Origin of the sequence: Pararobbsia alpina, assembly GCF_902859895.1 — a bacterium.
Lineage (GTDB): Bacteria > Pseudomonadota > Gammaproteobacteria > Burkholderiales > Burkholderiaceae > Pararobbsia > Pararobbsia alpina.
This window is the reverse complement of record NZ_CADIKM010000005.1, coordinates 69,001-86,197: the sequence shown is the minus strand read 5'-3', so window position 1 is coordinate 86,197 and position 17,197 is coordinate 69,001. Positions and strand designations below refer to the sequence as shown.

Genomic DNA, 17,197 nt, shown 5'->3' with positions numbered 1-17,197 from the left:
GACGACCTGCAGCGTGATACTCTCGCCACCACTCAGATCACCGCCTGCCGTCGATGTCGCACTTACCACCCGATGAACACCATCCCCGTACACGCCTGCTGTTCGCACTGACAGCAGAACGGCTTTCGGCCTACTACGAACATGGCGTCTGGATCTCCGATGTCCAGACGGTGCAACTGGCGAGCGTCTGGCAGACGAGCACACGCATCGCGCTGACGGTCAAGGAGAAGCGATCGATCGCCGAACTCAGCGCCGCGTTTGCACACGAACTCGCGGCGACGGTCTCGCGCGAGGCGGGACTGTTCATTTCGCATGAACTCATGCAGGCGCTCGACCCCTCCTATCAGTCGGCGATCGCGATCGACGTGCTCAACGAGTGCGATGCCAAACTCCGTGAGGCGGGGCTGCTCGGCACCGCGCAGGCGGAATAGAGCCTGCGGGGGATTGCCCGCCGGCGCGTGTCGCAGGCCCGGCGCAATTTGGCAGACCGCCCGCCCTTCCAGGCATATTTTTTGCGCTCCCTTTTGTCAGAGCTTTTGTAAGAGCTTTTGTCAGAGCTTTTGTCAGCGCTTTTGTCAGCGCTTTTGTAAGGCATTTTGTAAGGCGGCCAGCAGACAATCAGCCTCGACGGCAACGTGGCACATGGGGCCCGAACAGGCGATTTGTCAGTCTTGCCCGTCTCCGAACCGACTTGTAAGATGCGCGCTGACCTGCGGCCGGACCCCGCGGTCGGGCAGGTGCCGGGGGTCGCGGGCCGCGGCGAACACGAAATTGCGGGGTGGACAGGGCTGGACGTCCACCCGGTGTTTGAAACGAAGGACCTGACGCCTGACCCAGCGATAGCCCTGCCCATGAGCCAATGTATAACCGACATGGCAGCGCGTCCCGCGCTGCGCAGTCCTCGATTTTCGGTGCCCTATTGAACGCCATGCCTAAGCGTCCCGCACTGGAGAGCCGATCCGCCAGACCGCGGCATTCAAACCGGATGCCGCCCGCCCTCGTGGCACTGGCTGTCGTGCTCGCCGGCTGTGCGCTCTATTCATTGACCCGCGGCCTGCTGTCGCACGGGTCCCAGCAGGGGACCCCCATCGCCGCCGGCCTCTGGCAGACACTCGTCGCCGTCGCGCCGCCGGTCGCCTTCCTGCTGATCGCGATGCGCGGGCTCACGGCGCGCTGGCGCTATGCCGGCATGCTCAGCGTGCTGGCGGCGGCCATCGCCGCCGTCTGGATCGCGCATGCCGACGGCACCTTGCGCTATATCCGGCTCGCCTATCTTGCCGACCATGTGGTCGCGAACCTCACGTTCGCTCACTGGTTCGCCCGCACGCTGCGCCCGGGCGTCGAACCGCTGTGTACCGAGGTTGCCCGGCGCGTGCACCGCAATCTGACGCCCCGCGTCGAGCGCTACACGCGCGGCGTGACCGCGACATGGACCGCCATGTTCGCCGCCGTCGCGATGGCATCGGTGATCCTGTATATCGCGGAACCGTTTCAGGCCTGGACGCACTTCGTCTGGTTCTCGACTGCGCCTCTGACGGCCGCCTTCTTTGTCATCGAATATGCAATCCGCTGCATGGTCATTCCGGCAAGCGAACGGTCGGCCGCCATCGATACCTTCCGAGCGCTGGCGATGATGCCGCCGCCAGGTACGCCAGATCCATCGCGCGCCGGCTCACGTTGAGGTGGCGGATGCGAGATTTCCCGCTGATTTCCCATACCCATGGCGAGGCAGTCGTCGCCTGGCGCCACGGCGAGCCGATTCGCGCCGCCCGCTTCATCGCGGACGTCCGGACGGTTGCCGCTGCATTGCCGCCGGGCCTCCATCTGCTCAACGCCTGCAGCGATCGCTACGCGTTCGCGGTGACGCTCGCTGCCGCCATGATCGGGCGCCGCATCACCTTGCTGCCGTCGACCTACACGGCCGAGGCCGTGCGCAAGCTCACCGAGTTCGCACCCACCGCGTTCTGCGTGGCCGATTCGGACAACGACGGCATTCCCTTGCCGACGATTCGCTATCCGCTGGCTACGCTTGATACGCCCGATTCGCCTGGCACGTCCGACGTGCCCGATACGATTGACTCGCGTGGTGGTCCCAACGCACTCGATGTCCCCGGCGCGCCTGCCATAGCCTCCCCGTCCGAAACGCTCGGGCGAACCCTTGCTGGCCACCGCAGCCAACCGTTCGAGGTGCCACGGATCGAAGCTGACCGCGTGGTCGCGTACGTGTTCACCTCCGGCTCGACCGGGGTGCCCGTTCCGCATCCGAAGACGTGGGGGCGCCTGGTTCACTGCGTCCATGTCGCGATGACGGCGCTCGGCCTCGACGCGGAGCGTCCATGTACCCTTGTCGGCACCGTCCCTGCGCAGCATATGTTCGGCTTCGAGTCGACCGTGCTGCTCGCGCTGATCGGCGCCCAGGCTTTCGATGCGTCGCGGCCCTTCTATCCGGCCGACGTCACCGCCGTGCTCGAGGCCGCCCCGCGGCCCCGTGCGCTGATCTCGACACCGGTCCATCTGCGCTCGCTGCTGTTGAGTCTCGATGGGCAGGACGCGCGTCTGCCCGAACTCGACCTCATCCTCTCCGCGACCGCCCCACTCTCCCAGGAACTTGCCGTGCGGGCCGAGCAGGCCTTCCACGCCCCGCTCATGGAGATCTATGGCAGCACCGAGACGGGCCAGATCGCGACTCGCCGCACCACGCAGGGCGATACGTGGCAACTGATGCCGGGCATTCATCTCGAATGGCGCGAGGGCCAAACCTGGGCTTCGCAAGGTCATATCGAAACGCCCACTGCGCTCGGCGACCTGCTCGAACCGCGCGGCACGCTCGATGCGCAAGGCCATGCGACTCAGTTTGCCTTGACCGGCCGCACCGCGGACCTCGTCAACATTGCGGGCAAGCGAACCTCGATCGGCTATCTGAATCACCAGATCACCGCCATCGAGGGCGTGCTCGACGCGGGCTTCTTCATGCCCGACGACGAACGACCCGGCGTCGTCACGCGGCTCGCGGCCTTCGCCGTCGCACCCGGGATGACTGTGTCGACGCTGCTCGCGAGCTTGCGGGAACGCATCGAACCGGCATTCCTCCCGCGTCCGCTCGTACTCGTCGATGCGCTGCCTCGCAACGACACCGGCAAGCTCGTGCGCGCCACCTTGAAGTTCCTTTACGATCAGCACGTCGCGTCGCGGCGGCATAGCGTCAATACGCTGTCCGTCCCGGTCGATCATCCCGCCTATGCGGGTCACTTTCCCGGGCGGCCGGTCTTGCCCGGCGTCGTGCTGCTCGACGAAGCGTTGAGTGTGATCAGTGCTTCGACCGGTTTGCCGCTGTCGGCTTGCGAGCTCGCCTCGGCCAAATTCCTGAGCCCGGTGACACCCGGCGAGCCGCTTACGCTCGAACAGCGCACGCTGCCTTCAGGCTCGATCGAATTCGAGATCCGTGCCGTCGAGCGCCTCGTCGCGCGCGGCACGGTCGTGCCATGAAGCCGCTCGCAGGTCGCACACTTCAGCGTGGCCGACGTCAAGTCTTATGTGGCTGTTTGAATCTGTTGGCACATTCGGCAAGAACTTGTTACACCCATGCGCCGATCGGCAGGGTATGTTGAGGACATGAGTTCGACCCCCGATATCCACCCCCAGCCGCAGGCCGGCCGGCCCTCACGCGAGGATCCCGCCGCCCCTGCCCAGGCCCCGCAGGCGCCCCGCGCGACGCCAAGCGACGGCCTGCACGCCGATTCGCCTTCCCGTGCCCCACGTGCCTCGATCTGGGCGCGCAGCCCGGAGCGCAGCACCTTATGGGCGTTGCGGACGATGGCAAGACTGTCGCTCCTGATCGGCCGGCCGCTCTCGCGGCTCGCGATCTATCCGATCACTGCCTACTTCATGTGCTTCGCGCCCAGCGCACGCCGTGCCTCGCTCGATTATCTGCGGCGCGTGCTCGGTCACGGGGCTTCGCCGCTCGATGGGTTCCGCCAGGTCTCCACGTTCGCGGGAACGGTTCACGACCGAATCTTCCTGATCAACGATCGCTTTCATCTGTTCGATATCCGCATCCATGGCGGCGCAGTCATGCAGGCCCAGCTCGCGCAGCGGCGCGGCGCCTTCCTGATCGGCGCGCATCTCGGCAGCTTCGAAGTCCTGTCGGCCGTTGGTCGGCAGATGGCGGGCATGCGGGCATCGATGCTCATGTATGAGGAGAATGCCCGCAAGATCAATGCGACGATCGAGGCGATCAATCCGAAGGCCCTGCTCGACATCATCCCGATGGGGCGTGTCGACTCGATGCTCAAGGTGCGCCAGCGGCTCGACGACGGCGAGATGGTCGGCCTGCTGGCCGATCGCACGCCGGCCGACGAGACGACGGTCGAACTGCCGTTTCTCGGCGCACCCGCACCGTTCCCGGTCGGGCCCTTCCGGCTGGCCGCGCTGATGCGCCGGCCGGTGATCTTCATGACCGGCATCTATTCGGGCGGGAACCGCTACGATGTCCACTTCGAAACGCTCGCCGATTTTTCGGCGGTCTCGCGCGCCGACCGCGATGCCGCGATCGAGGCCGCGATGAAACGATACGTGGCATTGCTCGAAAAGCACTGCCGGGCCTCTCCCTACAACTGGTTCAATTTCTTCCCGTTCTGGTCGGAGCAGTCGGACAACGATCTTTTTTGCGAGAACCTCTGATGCACCTTGCGTCGCATGAAGCTGTGTCGCGTCCCCTGGCAACGCGGGCGATGGCCACGTTGATGCTGGCCATGGGCGTTTGTGTGGGAACCGGGGTGGGGCTCTGTGCCGCGAGCGGACCCGCATGGGCGGCAACACCTGCCGCCGGGGCAGGCGCCAATGCAGCGGACAATGCGACGGCCGACACCGCATCGTTCAGCGTCGATACGCTGATGCATGCCTTCGCTCAACGCAAGTCGGGCGAGGCGCACTTTACCGAACTCAAGTACCTGTCGAACCTGAAGGGTCCGGTCGAATCGTCGGGCACCCTCATGTTCCGCGCGCCCGATCATTTCGAACAGCAGACGCTCACACCGCGCGCACAGTCCCTGGTCGTCGACGGCGATACCGTGACGATGTCGCGCGGCGGCAACCAGCGCGTCGTATCGCTTTCGCAGTACCCCGAGATCGCGATGCTCGTGGACAGTATCCGTGGCACGCTGACTGGCGACCGGAGCAGCCTCGAGCGCGTCTACACGCTCACGCTGGCCGGCGCCCCCCGCGCCTGGCAGCTGACGCTCAAACCGTCCGATCCATCGCTCACGAAGAGCGTCGACCGTATCGTCGTCAGCGGGGGGGAAGGCACCGATCATGTCGCGCAGATTCATACGATCGAAACCTTCCAGGCCGACGGCGACCGCTCCGTCATGACGATCGAGACCGACACGCCATGAGTGCACCCGCGCCGCGCCTGCCCGGCCGCCGCGTCGGGGTGGCACTGACGCTTTGGGTCATCTTCCTCGCGGCCTGCCTGCTCGTCGTGGCCCGCACGACGTTCACGACCGACTTGTCGGCCTTCCTTCCGCGCAACCCGAACGCCGAGCAACGGGTGCTCGTCGAACAGCTCAAGGACGGCGTGCTGTCGCGAACCCTGCTCGCTGCCGTCTCGGGCGGCACCCCGCAGCAACGTGCGAATGCATCGCTTGCCCTCGGCACGCGACTGCGCACCGATGCGCAGTTCGAGTCGGTCGTCAACGGCGCGCTCGATCCCGCACAGCGCGATCGTGACGGCGCGCTGCTGTTTCGCTATCGCTACCTCCTGAGTCCGGCGGTGACTCCCGCGCACTTCACCGTCGACGGACTTAAAGCGTCGTTCGCCGATACACTCGATCTGCTAGCGTCGCCCGCGGGCCTGGCGCTCAAGCCGCTCGTCAATCGCGATCCGACCGGCGAGATGCTGCGCCTCGCCGATGTGCTCGATGCGGGCGGCCACCCGCCTGTCGCCTATGGGGCCTGGTCATCGCGTGACGGCCAGCGCGCGATGATGCTGCTGACCACGGTCGCGAGCGGTTCGGACACCGATGCGCAGGAGCACGCGATCCAGACCTTGCGCACCACCTTCGACGCGCTGCATTCCGGACTGACGCTCGAGATCACGGGTGCGCCGACCTTTGCGGTCGACAGTCGCGCGATGATCAAGCACGAGGTCGCACGCCTCTCGATCGTCAGCGCGGTGCTGATCGTCACGATCCTCCTGTTCGCCTACCGCTCGGTGACGATGCTCGGCCTGAGCCTGTTGCCGGTCCTGAGCGGCGCGCTCGCGGGTGTTGCCGCGGTCAGTCTCGGCTTCGGCAGCGTCCATGGCATCACGCTAGGCTTCGGAACCACGCTGATCGGCGAAGCCGTCGACTATTCGATCTACCTGTTCATCCAGTCGGGTGATGCCACGCGACGCGGCGAGCCTCATCCCGCCGCGCGCCGGGCCAATCGCGATGCGCGGCTGCGCCGCTGGGTCGCACGTGCATGGCCGACGGTCCGGCTCGGTATGCTCACGTCGATCTGCGGTTTCTCGGCGTTGACCTTCTCGAGCTTCCCGGGGCTTGCACAGCTCGGCGTGTATTCGATCGCGGGCCTTGTCGTCGCAGCTGCGGTCACGCGCTGGGTGCTGCCGGCGCTCATGCCGCTTTCGCTGACCATGCGCGACATGAGCGGCATTGGCGACCGGCTCGCACGTATCGCGAACGCCGCACGGCGCTTTCGTTGGATCGCGATCGCGGCGCTGTTCGCCTGGGTACTCGCGGCGGTGCTGTTTCATCCGAAACCCTGGCTCAACGACCAGCTCAACGCACTGAGCCCCGTGACGCCCGAGGCGCAGGCACGCGATGCCGCACTGCGTGCGCAGATCAACGCGCCCGATGCACGCTATATGGCCGTCGTCTCCGCGCCCACACTCGATGCCGCGCTCGAGGGCGCCGAAGCCGCCGCGCCCATGCTCGACCGGCTGGTCGCCTCCCATGCGATCGGCGGCTACGAGACCCCTGCCCGTTATCTGCCGAGTGAAGCCGCCCAGCGCAGCCGGCAGGATGCCCTGCCGGCTGCGCCCGATTTGCGGGCACGGGTCGCACGGGCAGTCCAGGGCACGCCCTTCGATCCAAAATCGCTCGAGGCATTCATCAGCGATGTCGACACGGCACGCAACGAGCCCCTGCTCGATGCCGGATGGCTGCGCGGCACCTCGCTCGGCGTCGGCGTCAACGCCCTCGTCAATTGCTCGCCGGGTCGCTGCGACGCCCTGCTGCCGCTGCGGCTGCCCAATGGGCCGGGCGCTCGCGAAATCGATGCCCCGGCGGTCCGCGCCGCGCTTGCCGGTCTGAACGACACGCCCGCTCGCATCACATTCGTCGACCTCAAGGGCGCGAGCGACTCGATGTACGATAGCTACATGCATGAGGCGGTCAAGCTTTCGCTCGCGGGGCTGGTGCTGATCCTCGCGCTGCTCGCACTGATGCTGCGCTCGGTCGCGGGACTGCTGCGCGTGATCGGGCCGCTTGCCGCGGCAGTCATCGCGGTAATCGCCGGGCTCGCGCTCGCGGGGATTTCGCTGACCCTGCTGCACGTGATCGGCTTGCTGCTGATCGTCGCGGTCGGGTCGAACTACGCCTTGTTCTTCAACCGGAACTTCGATCGCGATATGCCCGAGGCCATCACGTTCGCATCGCTCGCCGTCGCAAACCTGACGACCGTCGCCGGGTTCGGCGTGCTCGCACTGTCATCGCTGCCCTTGCTGCGTGCGTTCGGTGAAACCGTCGGCCCGGGCGCGATCCTCGCACTCTGGATGTCGGCACTGCTTGCGCCGCGACATACTGTCGAGCAGCCGGCCGCGCGAGAGGCAGGCACGCTGCCTGCGGACGACCCGCCTGCCCGCTCTGTTCCATCGGCGCGCTCCGATCAACCCAATGCCGCCCGCGAGGTGTGAACATTCCGATGACTGCCGCTCACTCAACTCCGCAGACACCGCAGACACCGCACCGGCGCGTCCGGCAGACGCCGCTCGTCAGGGGTTCGGTCGGCTTTCATATCGGCGCCGGCATCGTGACGATGGCCGTGCCGCAACTCTGGCCGTGGACGCTCGGCGCAATCGCCGTCAACCATGGGCTGCTTGCGTTCGGCGGCCTCTGGCCGCGCTCGCGATGGTATGGCAGCAACTGGGTGCGGCTGCCCGCCGAGGCGGCTGCACGACGGGCGATCTCGCTGACGTTCGACGACGGCCCCGACCCGGCGGTCACCCCGCGCGTGCTCGACATGCTCGACCAGGCGGGCGTCAAGGCGACCTTCTTCTGCATCGGCACGCGGGTGCTCGAACACGCCGCGCTCGCGCGCGAGATCGTCCAGCGCGGCCATGCGCTCGAAAACCACTCGCACCGGCACGTGCACACCTTCTCCCTCTCGGGGCCGCGTGCGATGCGCCGCGAGATCGTGGGCGGGCAGCAGATCATCTCGGACGTCACGGGCACCGAGCCGCGCTGCTTCCGCGCGCCGGCCGGCCTGCGCAATCCTTTTCTCGATCCCTTGCTCCAGCAACTCGATCTGCAGCTCGTGAGCTGGACACGGCGCGGCTTCGACACGCGCGAGCGCGATCCGGCGCGTGTCGCGGCGCGCCTGCTCGACGGCCTCGCGGCACGCGACATCCTGCTCTTGCACGACGGCCATGCGGCGCGTACGCAGAGCGGCCAGCCGGTCGTGCTCGACGTCCTGCCGGGCCTGCTCGACGCCGTGCGGCGCGCGCAACTCGAACCTCTTCTTCTGCGCGAACTATTATGAGCGGCATCTATCGCCCCGCCCAACTGCCCTTGCTGGTATCGCACTACACGGCGACGAGTTGCGCGGGCATCGGCAACGAAGCGCTCGCCGAGTCGCTCAGACAAAGGCGTGGCGGCCTGGTCCGCGACGCCTTTGCGGAAACCGATCTCGACACCTTCCTCGGTCCGGTCGCGGGTGTCGACGACATCGTGCTCGATGCGCCGCTCGCGCCGTTCAACTGCCGCAACAACCGGCTTGCCCAGTTGGGCCTGCTCGCCGACGGCTTTCTCGACCAGGCGCGCCTCGCGGTCGCGCGTTATGGCGCACAACGCGTCGGCGTGATCATCGGAACCAGCACCGGCGGCGTACTCGAGACCGAACTCGCTTACCGGCATCGTGTCCCGCAGACCGGCGCGCTGCCATCGGGCTTCGACTATGGCGCGACGCACAGCCCCTATTCGGCCGTCGACTTCGTGCGCAGGCTCACCGGCGCGCGCGGCCCGAGCACGGCGATCTCGTCGGCATGCTCGTCGAGCGCCAAAGTGTTTGCGTCCGCGGCACGCATGATCGCGGCCGGACTCATCGACGCGGCGATCGTCGGCGGAGTCGATTCGCTGTGCCAGACGACGATCTACGGTTTCAATTCACTCGAACTGCTCTCTGCGCAGGCCTGCCGCCCCTACGATCCCGATCGCAACGGCATTTCGATCGGCGAGGCGGCCGCTTTCGTGCTGCTCGAACGCTGGCCCGGGCGCCCCGACGCCGGCGGAATGGCGCTCGTGGGCTATGGTGAGTCGAGCGATGCGCATCACATGTCGACGCCGCACCCCGAAGGGCTCGGCGCGCAGATTGCGATGCGCGGCGCGCTCGTAAGCGCAAACCTCGACGCCTCCGATATCGACTACATCAATCTGCACGGCACGGCCACGCCCAGCAACGACATCGCCGAAGGGCTCGCGGTCTCGAAGGTGTTCGGCATGACGCCCTGCAGTTCGACCAAGGGTGCGACCGGCCATACGCTCGGCGCGGCCGGGGCCCTCGAAGCCGTGGTGTCGATCCTCGCGCTGCGCGAAGGCATGATGCCAGCCGGAATCAATTCGCGGCGTGTGGATCCGACGCTCAATGTCAACTATCTGCTCGAGAACCGACTCGCCGAAATGCGCTATGTGCTAAGCAATTCCTTCGGCTTCGGCGGGACCAATTGCAGTCTCGTGTTCGCCAATGTCGCGGGCGTTTCCGACTTGCTGCGCGAACGCGACCAGGAGGCGCCATGACCGTGCTCAGCGCTTATGTCGAAGCGATCGGCGTGCGCGGTCCCGGGCTCGCCGACTGGCCGTCGACGGCCGACATCCTGCGTGGCGCCGCGTCCTACGACAACGTACCCACCGAGTTGCCGCCGCCCGGGCAATTGCCCCCGGCCGAACGGCGGCGCGCGGTACCGGTCGTGCGCATCGCGTTTGCGGCAGCGGAAGAGGCCATGCGCATGCTAAGGGCGAGGCCGGAGCTTGCGCGGCAAGACGCGTCGGAAGCAGAATCAAGAGCCGAATCACAAGCTGGATCGCCAGCCGAATTGCAAAGCGATCCGCACCGCGAATCGCGCAATACGCCGCGAGACGGACTGGCCGACGAAGGTCCCTTGCCGACGGTGTTCGCCTCGTCGGGCGGCGACGGCCTCAACTATCACCAGATCTGCGAGACGCTCGCGTCCGACGACAAGAAAATCTCGCCCACACGGTTTCACAACTCGGTCCACAACGCGCCGTCCGGCTACTGGAGCATCGCGACACGCGACATGGCGAGCTCGAACGTGCTCTGCGCGCACGACGCCAGTTTCGGCGCGGGCCTGCTCGACGCGCTCGCGCAGATCGTCTGCGAGGGCACCCGCGTGATGCTCGTCGCCTACGAGTCGGACTACCCCGAACCCCTTCATTCCGTGCGGCCGCTTTCCGCCACGTTCGGGGTGGCGCTCGTGCTGGCCGCCGAGCGCTCGGCGCAGACGCTCGCGCGCCTCGACGTGACGCTGACCGACGCGCGTCCCGACACCCTGGCCGACCCGGGGCTCGAGTCACTGCGGCGCGGCGTGCCGTCGGCGCGCAGCCTGCCCTTGCTGGCCGCCCTCGCGGCACTTGCCGCAGGCGATACCCGTGGGCCCGTCGAACGCGTCATCGAATATCAGCCGGACGGCGCCCTGCATGTTACGGTGAGGCCATGCTGAAGTTCCGCACCTCACTTCCGGAAATCAGTCCTGACGATCCGGATGCCGCGTCGCCCGTCGCGATCCTCCATGATCATGACTGGATCGCCGCGCATATTCCGCATCAGGGTGCGATGTGCCTGCTCGACTCGGTGATCGAGTGGGACGCGCAGCATATCGTCTGCCTGGCAAGCAGCCATCGCCGCGCCGATCATCCCTTGCGTTCGCGCGGCCGGCTGTCGGCCGTCGTCGCCATCGAATATGCGGCACAGGCGATGGCCACGCATGGCGCCGTGCTCGCGCATCGCAATGCGGCGCCGGGCGCGGGCTTTCTGACGGCGGTACGCAGCGTCCACTATGGCGTCGATCGGCTCGACCCGCTCGACGCGGCCCTGCGCTGCGAAGCGACGCGCCTGTCGGGCGATGCCCGCAATATTCTCTACGCCTTCGAAGTCAGCGCAGGCACGCACTTCATAGCGAGCGGCCGGGCAACCGTCATGCTCGACGCGGGCCCCGCTTCGGGCGGCCGCCCCAACCCTTCAAGGAACTGACATCATGCATCCGCTCGCCCAGGCCGCTGTGCATACCCCGTCGAGCACGGTCCATCAGGCCGAAGCGATGCTGTTCCTGATCCTGCTGCAACTGACCATCATCGTCCTCGCGGGCCGCTTGGGCGGCGTGCTCGCGCGACGTTTCGGCCAGTCCGCGGCGGTCGGTGAAATCATCGTCGGCCTGATGCTCGGACCGTCGCTGTTCGGCGCGCTCGCACCTGAGACCTTCGGGTATGTGTTCCGCACCGCGCCGCCAGGGCCGATGCAGATGCTCTCGCAGATCGGGCTGCTCCTGCTGATGTTCCAGATCGGGCTCGAATTCGATTTCATGCACCTGCGCGCATCGCGCAACCGGACCACGACCCTCGCCGTCGCGATGGCCTGCATCGCGCTGCCCTTCGCCCTCGGCCTCGTGCTCGGCTATTACAGCGCACCGATCCTGTCGCCGGCCGCCCCGCCGCTCGCCGCAGCGCTGTTCGTCGCGGTCGCGCTGTCGATCACCGCGCTGCCGATATTGGGCCGAATATTGATGGAACTCGATATGACGCGCGCGCCGCTTGGCGTGATCGCGATCAGCGCGGCGGCGATCAACGACGTAATCGGCTGGCTGCTGCTCGCGCTGATCACCGCGCTCGTATCGACCGGGCTCGAGTGGAAAAGCTTCGCACTGCGCGTGGCCCTGGTCATCGCATTCGCCACTGTGAGCCTGGTGGTCGTGCGGCCGCTGATGAAACGCTTCGTACGGCAATTCCACGCATCGCTCGAGCGCACCGGACAGCTCGACCCCACGCTGATGGGCGGCGTACTCGCAGCAATCTTCCTGTCGGGCATGGCGACCTATCGGCTCGGCATCTTTGCAATCTTCGGCGGCTTTCTGATGGGTGTGCTGCTCCATGACGAGCAGGCCTTTGTCGACGCGTGGCGCGAGACGGTCGGCCGCTTCGTGCTGGTGTTCTTCCTGCCGATCTTCTTTACCTACACGGGGTTGCGGACCAATATCGGCGGACTCGACTCGCTGGCGCTCTGGGGCTGGTGCGCGCTGACGGTCCTGCTGGCCACGGTGGGAAAATACGGCGGCGCCTGGCTTGCGGCGCGCGCCTGCGGGCATGATGCCCGCGAGTCCCATATTCTCGGCGTGCTGATGAACACCCGCGCGCTCATGGAACTCATCGTCATCAATGTCGGCTACGACCTCGGGGTGATCTCGCAGAACGTCTTCACGATGCTCGTGATCATGGCGCTCTTCAGCACGGTAATCCCGATGCCCTTGATCCGCCGTGCCCTCGCACGAGGCGTGCGCGATGCGAAGCAGGCATTGCACACGCGATGAGCCCGTGGACTACGTTTGTCCGTTCGCGTGTGTGCCGCGGCTCCGGTTGCGTCTATTCAGCAACTGCGGCAGGCGCACGATAAAACCCGCGAACAAGCGCAAGTGCATGCGCATCAGTAACAGATTGTCGCGTATGTAGTTGAAATGCGAGACGCCACCCTCGTCTGCCCGGAAGTAGCGCACCGGCGCGCTGAGGCTGATCGGCCGCACGCCACTCCAGCAGAGCCGCACGGCGGCCTCGGGATCGAAGTCGAAGCGCCGCATGCCGCGCTGGCCCTGCATCACGCGACGCAAAGGCTCGACGGGATAGACGCGAAAGCCGTAAAGCGAGTCGCCGATACCGGCCCAGAGTGTTTCGAGATCGGTCAGACCGTTCGAAATCTTGCGGCACAACACGCGTTCGAACGGCGCGCTCGAATCGAAGACCGGCCGGCCCAGCACCATGGCATCGGGTGCCTTGGCCGAAGCCTGCATGAACTGGGGAATCAGATCGGCCGGGTGCTGACCATCGGAGTCCATCGTGAGCGCATGCGTATAGCCTGCGTGGGCGGCACGCTCGAGCCCGTGCAGCACGGCTGCGCCCTTGCCCGAATTCTCGGCCAGCACCACGATCTCGAGCCCGTCGTCGACTTCGGCAAGCGCGGCCAGTTGTTCGGCGGTGCCGTCCGTGCTGCCGTCCACGATGACCCAGACCGGGTTCCACTGCCGGCGCGCCGCCCGCACGGTGTCGAACACCTTGCGGCCCGGGTTGTAGCTGGGGATCAACACCAGATGTGTGCTCGAGCGGATCGTGCTCGCCATGGCTGCGAACGGTTCGGTCATGTCATTCATGATGAATCGCCGGGCGCGGCGCGCCCTGCTCCACTTGCCTCGATTTCGACCAGCAGATCGGGCCGGCAAATATCCCCCCGCACCTCGTGATGCTGGATGGCGCCAAGCTGCGTCTCGACGACCGCGCGCACCGCCGCGAAATCGGATGCCCGGCGAATGTAGATCCGGTAGGCGAGACGATCGAGCGAGAACGACGCCTTGCCGACGCGCTCGTTCGCTGCGGCCACGAGCGCCGACAGGTTGGCGATGGTCTCGCGGGTCTGGGCGGCGACATCGCCGGGATGCACGGTCTGGTGACCGACGATGCTCGCGGTGCCCGAGATCAGCAGCAAGGGCGCCGGCTCGATCGGCAGCACGACCGCTCGTGCAAAAGTCGGGCTTTTCGGCCCGTACTGCGGCGGGTAGTGAAATGCGCTGACCTGACGTGGGTTCTCGATCGGCAGGGCTCGGATGCGCGATGCGATGAAGTAGATCTGGAGCCGATGCGGGACAAAACCGGCGACGGGTTCGGCGTCGGAGTCCACGCCGGGGTTCACGCAGGAACCCTCGTCGGAATCCGCATGAGCCTCCGCCCTTCCGCTCCCGCCGCGATCCGCGTCCAGACCGATCCCCGTCGCGGCCGGCACATCCCCCGTCACCGTGCGGCCCGCGGCGGCGAAGGCCGCCTGCCGCGCGACATTGAACAGGCGATAGCGCTCCTGGCCGCCCTGCTCGCCGATGATGTCGGGAATGAAGTTCCAGATGCGCGCGAGATAGGGAAAGCCTTCCGCCGCCACGCAGGCGAACAGTGCATCGTAAGCCTGCCGGGTGACCGCCTCAACCGGCAGCACGCGAGCAGGCGCTCCCGGTTCGGCGGCCGCGCGGACGAACCCCGCGGTCAGTGGCGCCTCATCGAGTTCGATCACGCCGAACAGCACAGTGTCATTGCGCACAAAACGCACGCAGCCCCGGCGGCCTTCGACAGTCGCATCGAGCCGCTCGGGCAAGCCCGTCGCGAATCGGTCCAGCACGCCATGTGCGACCCAGCGCGGGTCCCGCAAAACCTCCATCACACACTCCTGCCCAGCGGCTCCGCGACCTCGCGGATATTGTTGCGGCGCCGCCGGTACGCGGTCCAGGTGCGCTTCGGATGAAACGCCGACGCCAGGTAGTACACAGTCTTGAACGCGAAGATCGAAGGCCAGATCGGCGTCTTGCCAAAAATATCGCCGGCCAGCACGGACAGCAGCGCCTCTTTCATGCGCAGACTGTTCCTCGGGTCCATGAACAGCTCGCGCATGGTCGGATTCGTGACCCGATAGATAAACCACGAGAACGCTTTCGGACCGTGCTCGAGCATACGGTCGAAACGTCGGAACGCTGCCGGCGCGGACGCGGGTGAGGTAAGCCATGCATCGACCGCATCGGCGGCCGCGAACGCACCGTTCATCGCCAGCATCACGCCCGACGAGAACACCGGGTCGATAAAGGTGAACGCGTCGCCGACGAGCAGGTAGTTCGGGCCGCGCAGGCGATCGCATTTGTAGGCGAAATTGCCGGTCGCCTCGGGACCGCTGACGAGCGTCGCCTCGGACAGGCGCGCGGCGAGCGGCGGACACATCGCGATCGTCGCGCGGAAGAATGTCTCGAGCGAGGTTTTCCGCGATTGAAGATAGTACGGCCAGACCACCGCGCCAACGCTCGTGGTGCCGTCCGAGAGCGGAATGAACCAGAACCAGCCGTGTTCGAACCAGAAGACGGTAATGTTGCCGGCGTCGCTGCCCGCGTTCAGCTCGGCATTCACGAAATGGCCGTAGAGCGCGGAACTGTTGTGGCGCGGATTACGGACCTTCGCCTTGAAACGGCTGCCGAGGAAGGTATCGCGACCCGAGGCGTCGATGACATAACGGGTGTGGAATTCGAGCAATTCGCCATCTTCGCGGCAGGCCTTCACCACCGCGCCGCTCTCGTCCTCGAGAAAGCGTACATCGGTCACGCGGCAGCCGTCGAGCGCGGTCGCACCGACCGTGCGTGCGCGCCGGAACAGGATCTCGTCGAAGTCCGCGCGGCGAACCTGATAGGCCGCCGGCATCGATTTGTCCCAGGCCTCGGCGAAATAGAACGTCTGTTTGTGTTCATGCCATGGCGAGACAAATTCGGCACCCCGCTTGTCCATGCCGATCGCCCGGATCTCGTCGCCCACGCCGAGCTGGTCGAACAGCGGCAGGTTCGCGGGCAGCAGCGACTCGCCAATATGAAAACGCGGATGGCGCGCCTTGTCGAGCACCACGACCCGATGGCCGCGCTGCGCGAGTCGGATCGCGGAGGTCGCACCTGCGGGGCCACCGCCGATCACGAGCACGTCGCAGGGCGGCTGCAAGGAGGGTGTCCCCTGCGTTTCGGTCCGCGCCCCCCCCTGCGCCCCTGTGGGGAGCCGTTCGCCCGGCGAAGCTGGCTGCGCGCCCGATGCGCGCTCGACGTCGTCCATGCCTGTCCTATGTGGCCCGGTGCGCGGCAACATGCGCCGCAAGTCGGCCGAGGGAGCTGAAGATCACCTTGTTGTCCGGGTTGTCGGAACGCAGTTCGAATCCGTACTTCTTCGAAATCAGCAATGCGATTTCAAGAATATCGATTGAATCGAGGCCGAAGCCTTCTCCATATAAGGGTGTCCGTGAATTGACGTCGGCAAGCGTCACGTCCTGCAAGTTCAGTTCGCCGATGATCAGCGCGGCCAGTTCGGTTTCAAGTTCGTTCATATCGTCTTGGGGATCGTTGCGTGCCGGGGACAGCATGGATTCGATTATACGGACGCCCCTTTGCCGAGCAATCACCGAAGCATTTGGATACGTCCGGTAAAACTGGCTACAGTATGCGCAAGGTATGTGCCTGATGCGTCTTGCCGAAGATCCTTAAGGGATCGTCCCGCAAATCCCATGGCTTCCCGGGCCGATCCGGTGCCTGAACGTGCGCAGGGCGACCGAATCGGACACAATGGTACGACGCATCTTTCATCCGGCTTCCAGTTCGAGCTACCACCTTGGCGAATAACGGCGCACCCCCGGGGCTTCGGCACGATGGCAATGTGAGCTGGCTGCCGGTTACCCCCGTAGGACAAACAAGGAGACACGATGGCAATCCAACGCATCGGCGCGGTGATCGGCATCGATCCGCACCAGATCGAAGAATACAAACGCCTGCATGCGACTGTCTGGCCCGATGTGCTCGCGGCCAACGAACGCGCCAATATCCGCAACTATTCGATCTTCCTTCGCCAGATGCCGGACGGTAGGCCCTACCTGTTCAGCTATTTTGAGTATGTCGGGAAAGATCTCGATGCGGATATGGAGATGCTTGCGCAAGACCAACGGGTCCAGCAGTGGTGGAGCATTTGCAAGCCGATCCAGCGCCCGCTTGCCGATCGCAACGAAGGCGAATGGTGGGCATCGATGGAAAGCGTGTTTTACGCGCCCTGAGGGGCATCCTGAAATACCCCCGACACGCCCCACAACCGGCCGCGCGTCCTGATGCCAGTGTGCGGGCGCCGCCCCCCGGCCCGCCTCGAATGTCCGGGCG

Annotated in this window: 16 protein-coding genes; 12 read left to right on the top strand and 4 right to left on the bottom strand. The window is 66.0% G+C overall.

Features of this window, described 5'->3' with window-relative positions:
- Positions 1-53 precede the first annotated feature (53 nt).
- The 11 genes from HV670_RS07710 (at position 54) to HV670_RS07660 (ending at position 12,814) form a co-directional block, all read left to right on the top strand.
- Positions 54-431 (top strand): hypothetical protein, encoded by a 378-nt coding sequence (locus tag HV670_RS07710; RefSeq protein ID WP_175104167.1) that lies wholly within the window; start codon positions 54-56, stop codon positions 429-431.
- A 554-nt stretch (positions 432-985) separates the two neighbouring features.
- The gene (locus tag HV670_RS07705; protein WP_175104166.1) at positions 986-1,681 is read left to right on the top strand and encodes a COG4648 family protein; all 696 of its coding nucleotides are present in this window, start codon (positions 986-988) and stop codon (positions 1,679-1,681) included.
- Between the two features lie 8 nt (positions 1,682-1,689).
- Positions 1,690-3,486 (top strand): AMP-binding protein, encoded by a 1,797-nt coding sequence (locus HV670_RS07700; protein ID WP_175104165.1) that lies wholly within the window; start codon positions 1,690-1,692, stop codon positions 3,484-3,486.
- A gap of 126 nt (positions 3,487-3,612) precedes the next feature.
- Complete coding sequence (locus tag HV670_RS07695; protein ID WP_246257113.1) at positions 3,613-4,680, top strand: lysophospholipid acyltransferase family protein; 1,068 nt, start codon at positions 3,613-3,615, stop codon at positions 4,678-4,680.
- On the top strand, positions 4,680-5,393 hold the full coding sequence (locus tag HV670_RS07690) for a LolA-related protein (RefSeq protein WP_175104164.1): 714 nt from the start codon (positions 4,680-4,682) through the stop codon (positions 5,391-5,393). Before HV670_RS07695 ends, HV670_RS07690 begins: the two co-directional genes overlap by 1 nt.
- Positions 5,390-7,915, top strand: a complete 2,526-nt coding sequence (locus HV670_RS07685) for an MMPL family transporter (RefSeq protein WP_175104163.1) — start codon at positions 5,390-5,392, stop codon at positions 7,913-7,915. The genes HV670_RS07690 and HV670_RS07685 overlap by 4 nt, the downstream gene beginning before the upstream one ends.
- Before the next feature lie 8 nt (positions 7,916-7,923).
- Positions 7,924-8,760 carry a polysaccharide deacetylase family protein gene (locus HV670_RS07680; protein ID WP_175104162.1) on the top strand — a complete coding sequence of 279 codons (837 nt, stop codon included), beginning with the start codon at positions 7,924-7,926 and terminating at the stop codon, positions 8,758-8,760.
- Positions 8,757-10,013 (top strand): beta-ketoacyl-[acyl-carrier-protein] synthase family protein, encoded by a 1,257-nt coding sequence (locus HV670_RS07675; RefSeq protein WP_175104161.1) that lies wholly within the window; start codon positions 8,757-8,759, stop codon positions 10,011-10,013. Before HV670_RS07680 ends, HV670_RS07675 begins: the two co-directional genes overlap by 4 nt.
- Positions 10,010-10,954, top strand: a complete 945-nt coding sequence (locus HV670_RS07670) for a beta-ketoacyl synthase chain length factor (RefSeq protein ID WP_246257111.1) — start codon at positions 10,010-10,012, stop codon at positions 10,952-10,954. Before HV670_RS07675 ends, HV670_RS07670 begins: the two co-directional genes overlap by 4 nt.
- Positions 10,948-11,484 carry a hotdog family protein gene (locus tag HV670_RS07665; protein ID WP_246257109.1) on the top strand — a complete coding sequence of 179 codons (537 nt, stop codon included), beginning with the start codon at positions 10,948-10,950 and terminating at the stop codon, positions 11,482-11,484. Before HV670_RS07670 ends, HV670_RS07665 begins: the two co-directional genes overlap by 7 nt.
- A gap of 4 nt (positions 11,485-11,488) precedes the next feature.
- Positions 11,489-12,814 (top strand): cation:proton antiporter, encoded by a 1,326-nt coding sequence (locus HV670_RS07660; RefSeq protein WP_175104160.1) that lies wholly within the window; start codon positions 11,489-11,491, stop codon positions 12,812-12,814.
- A 9-nt stretch (positions 12,815-12,823) separates the two neighbouring features.
- Here the strand turns inward: HV670_RS07660 and HV670_RS07655 are convergent, their stop codons facing one another.
- Genes HV670_RS07655 through HV670_RS07640 form a run of 4 tightly spaced genes read right to left on the bottom strand, consistent with a single transcriptional unit; the run spans position 12,824 to position 16,380 of the window.
- Entirely contained in the window at positions 12,824-13,645 is an 822-nt protein-coding gene (locus tag HV670_RS07655; RefSeq protein ID WP_246257106.1) for a glycosyltransferase family 2 protein, read from the bottom strand.
- Positions 13,642-14,694 (bottom strand): chorismate transformation FkbO/Hyg5 family protein, encoded by a 1,053-nt coding sequence (locus HV670_RS07650; protein ID WP_175104159.1) that lies wholly within the window; start codon positions 14,692-14,694, stop codon positions 13,642-13,644. The genes HV670_RS07655 and HV670_RS07650 overlap by 4 nt, the downstream gene beginning before the upstream one ends.
- Complete coding sequence (locus HV670_RS07645) at positions 14,694-16,112, bottom strand: NAD(P)/FAD-dependent oxidoreductase (RefSeq protein ID WP_175104158.1); 1,419 nt, start codon at positions 16,110-16,112, stop codon at positions 14,694-14,696. Before HV670_RS07645 ends, HV670_RS07650 begins: the two co-directional genes overlap by 1 nt.
- Positions 16,113-16,119: 7 nt before the next feature.
- The gene (locus HV670_RS07640) at positions 16,120-16,380 is read right to left on the bottom strand and encodes a phosphopantetheine-binding protein (protein ID WP_175104157.1); all 261 of its coding nucleotides are present in this window, start codon (positions 16,378-16,380) and stop codon (positions 16,120-16,122) included.
- Positions 16,381-16,752: 372 nt separating this feature from the next.
- Here HV670_RS07640 and HV670_RS07635 point away from each other — a divergent pair, with 372 nt between their 5' ends.
- Entirely contained in the window at positions 16,753-17,097 is a 345-nt protein-coding gene (locus HV670_RS07635; protein ID WP_343054355.1) for an L-rhamnose mutarotase, read from the top strand.
- The last annotated feature ends 100 nt before the right edge of the window (positions 17,098-17,197 follow it).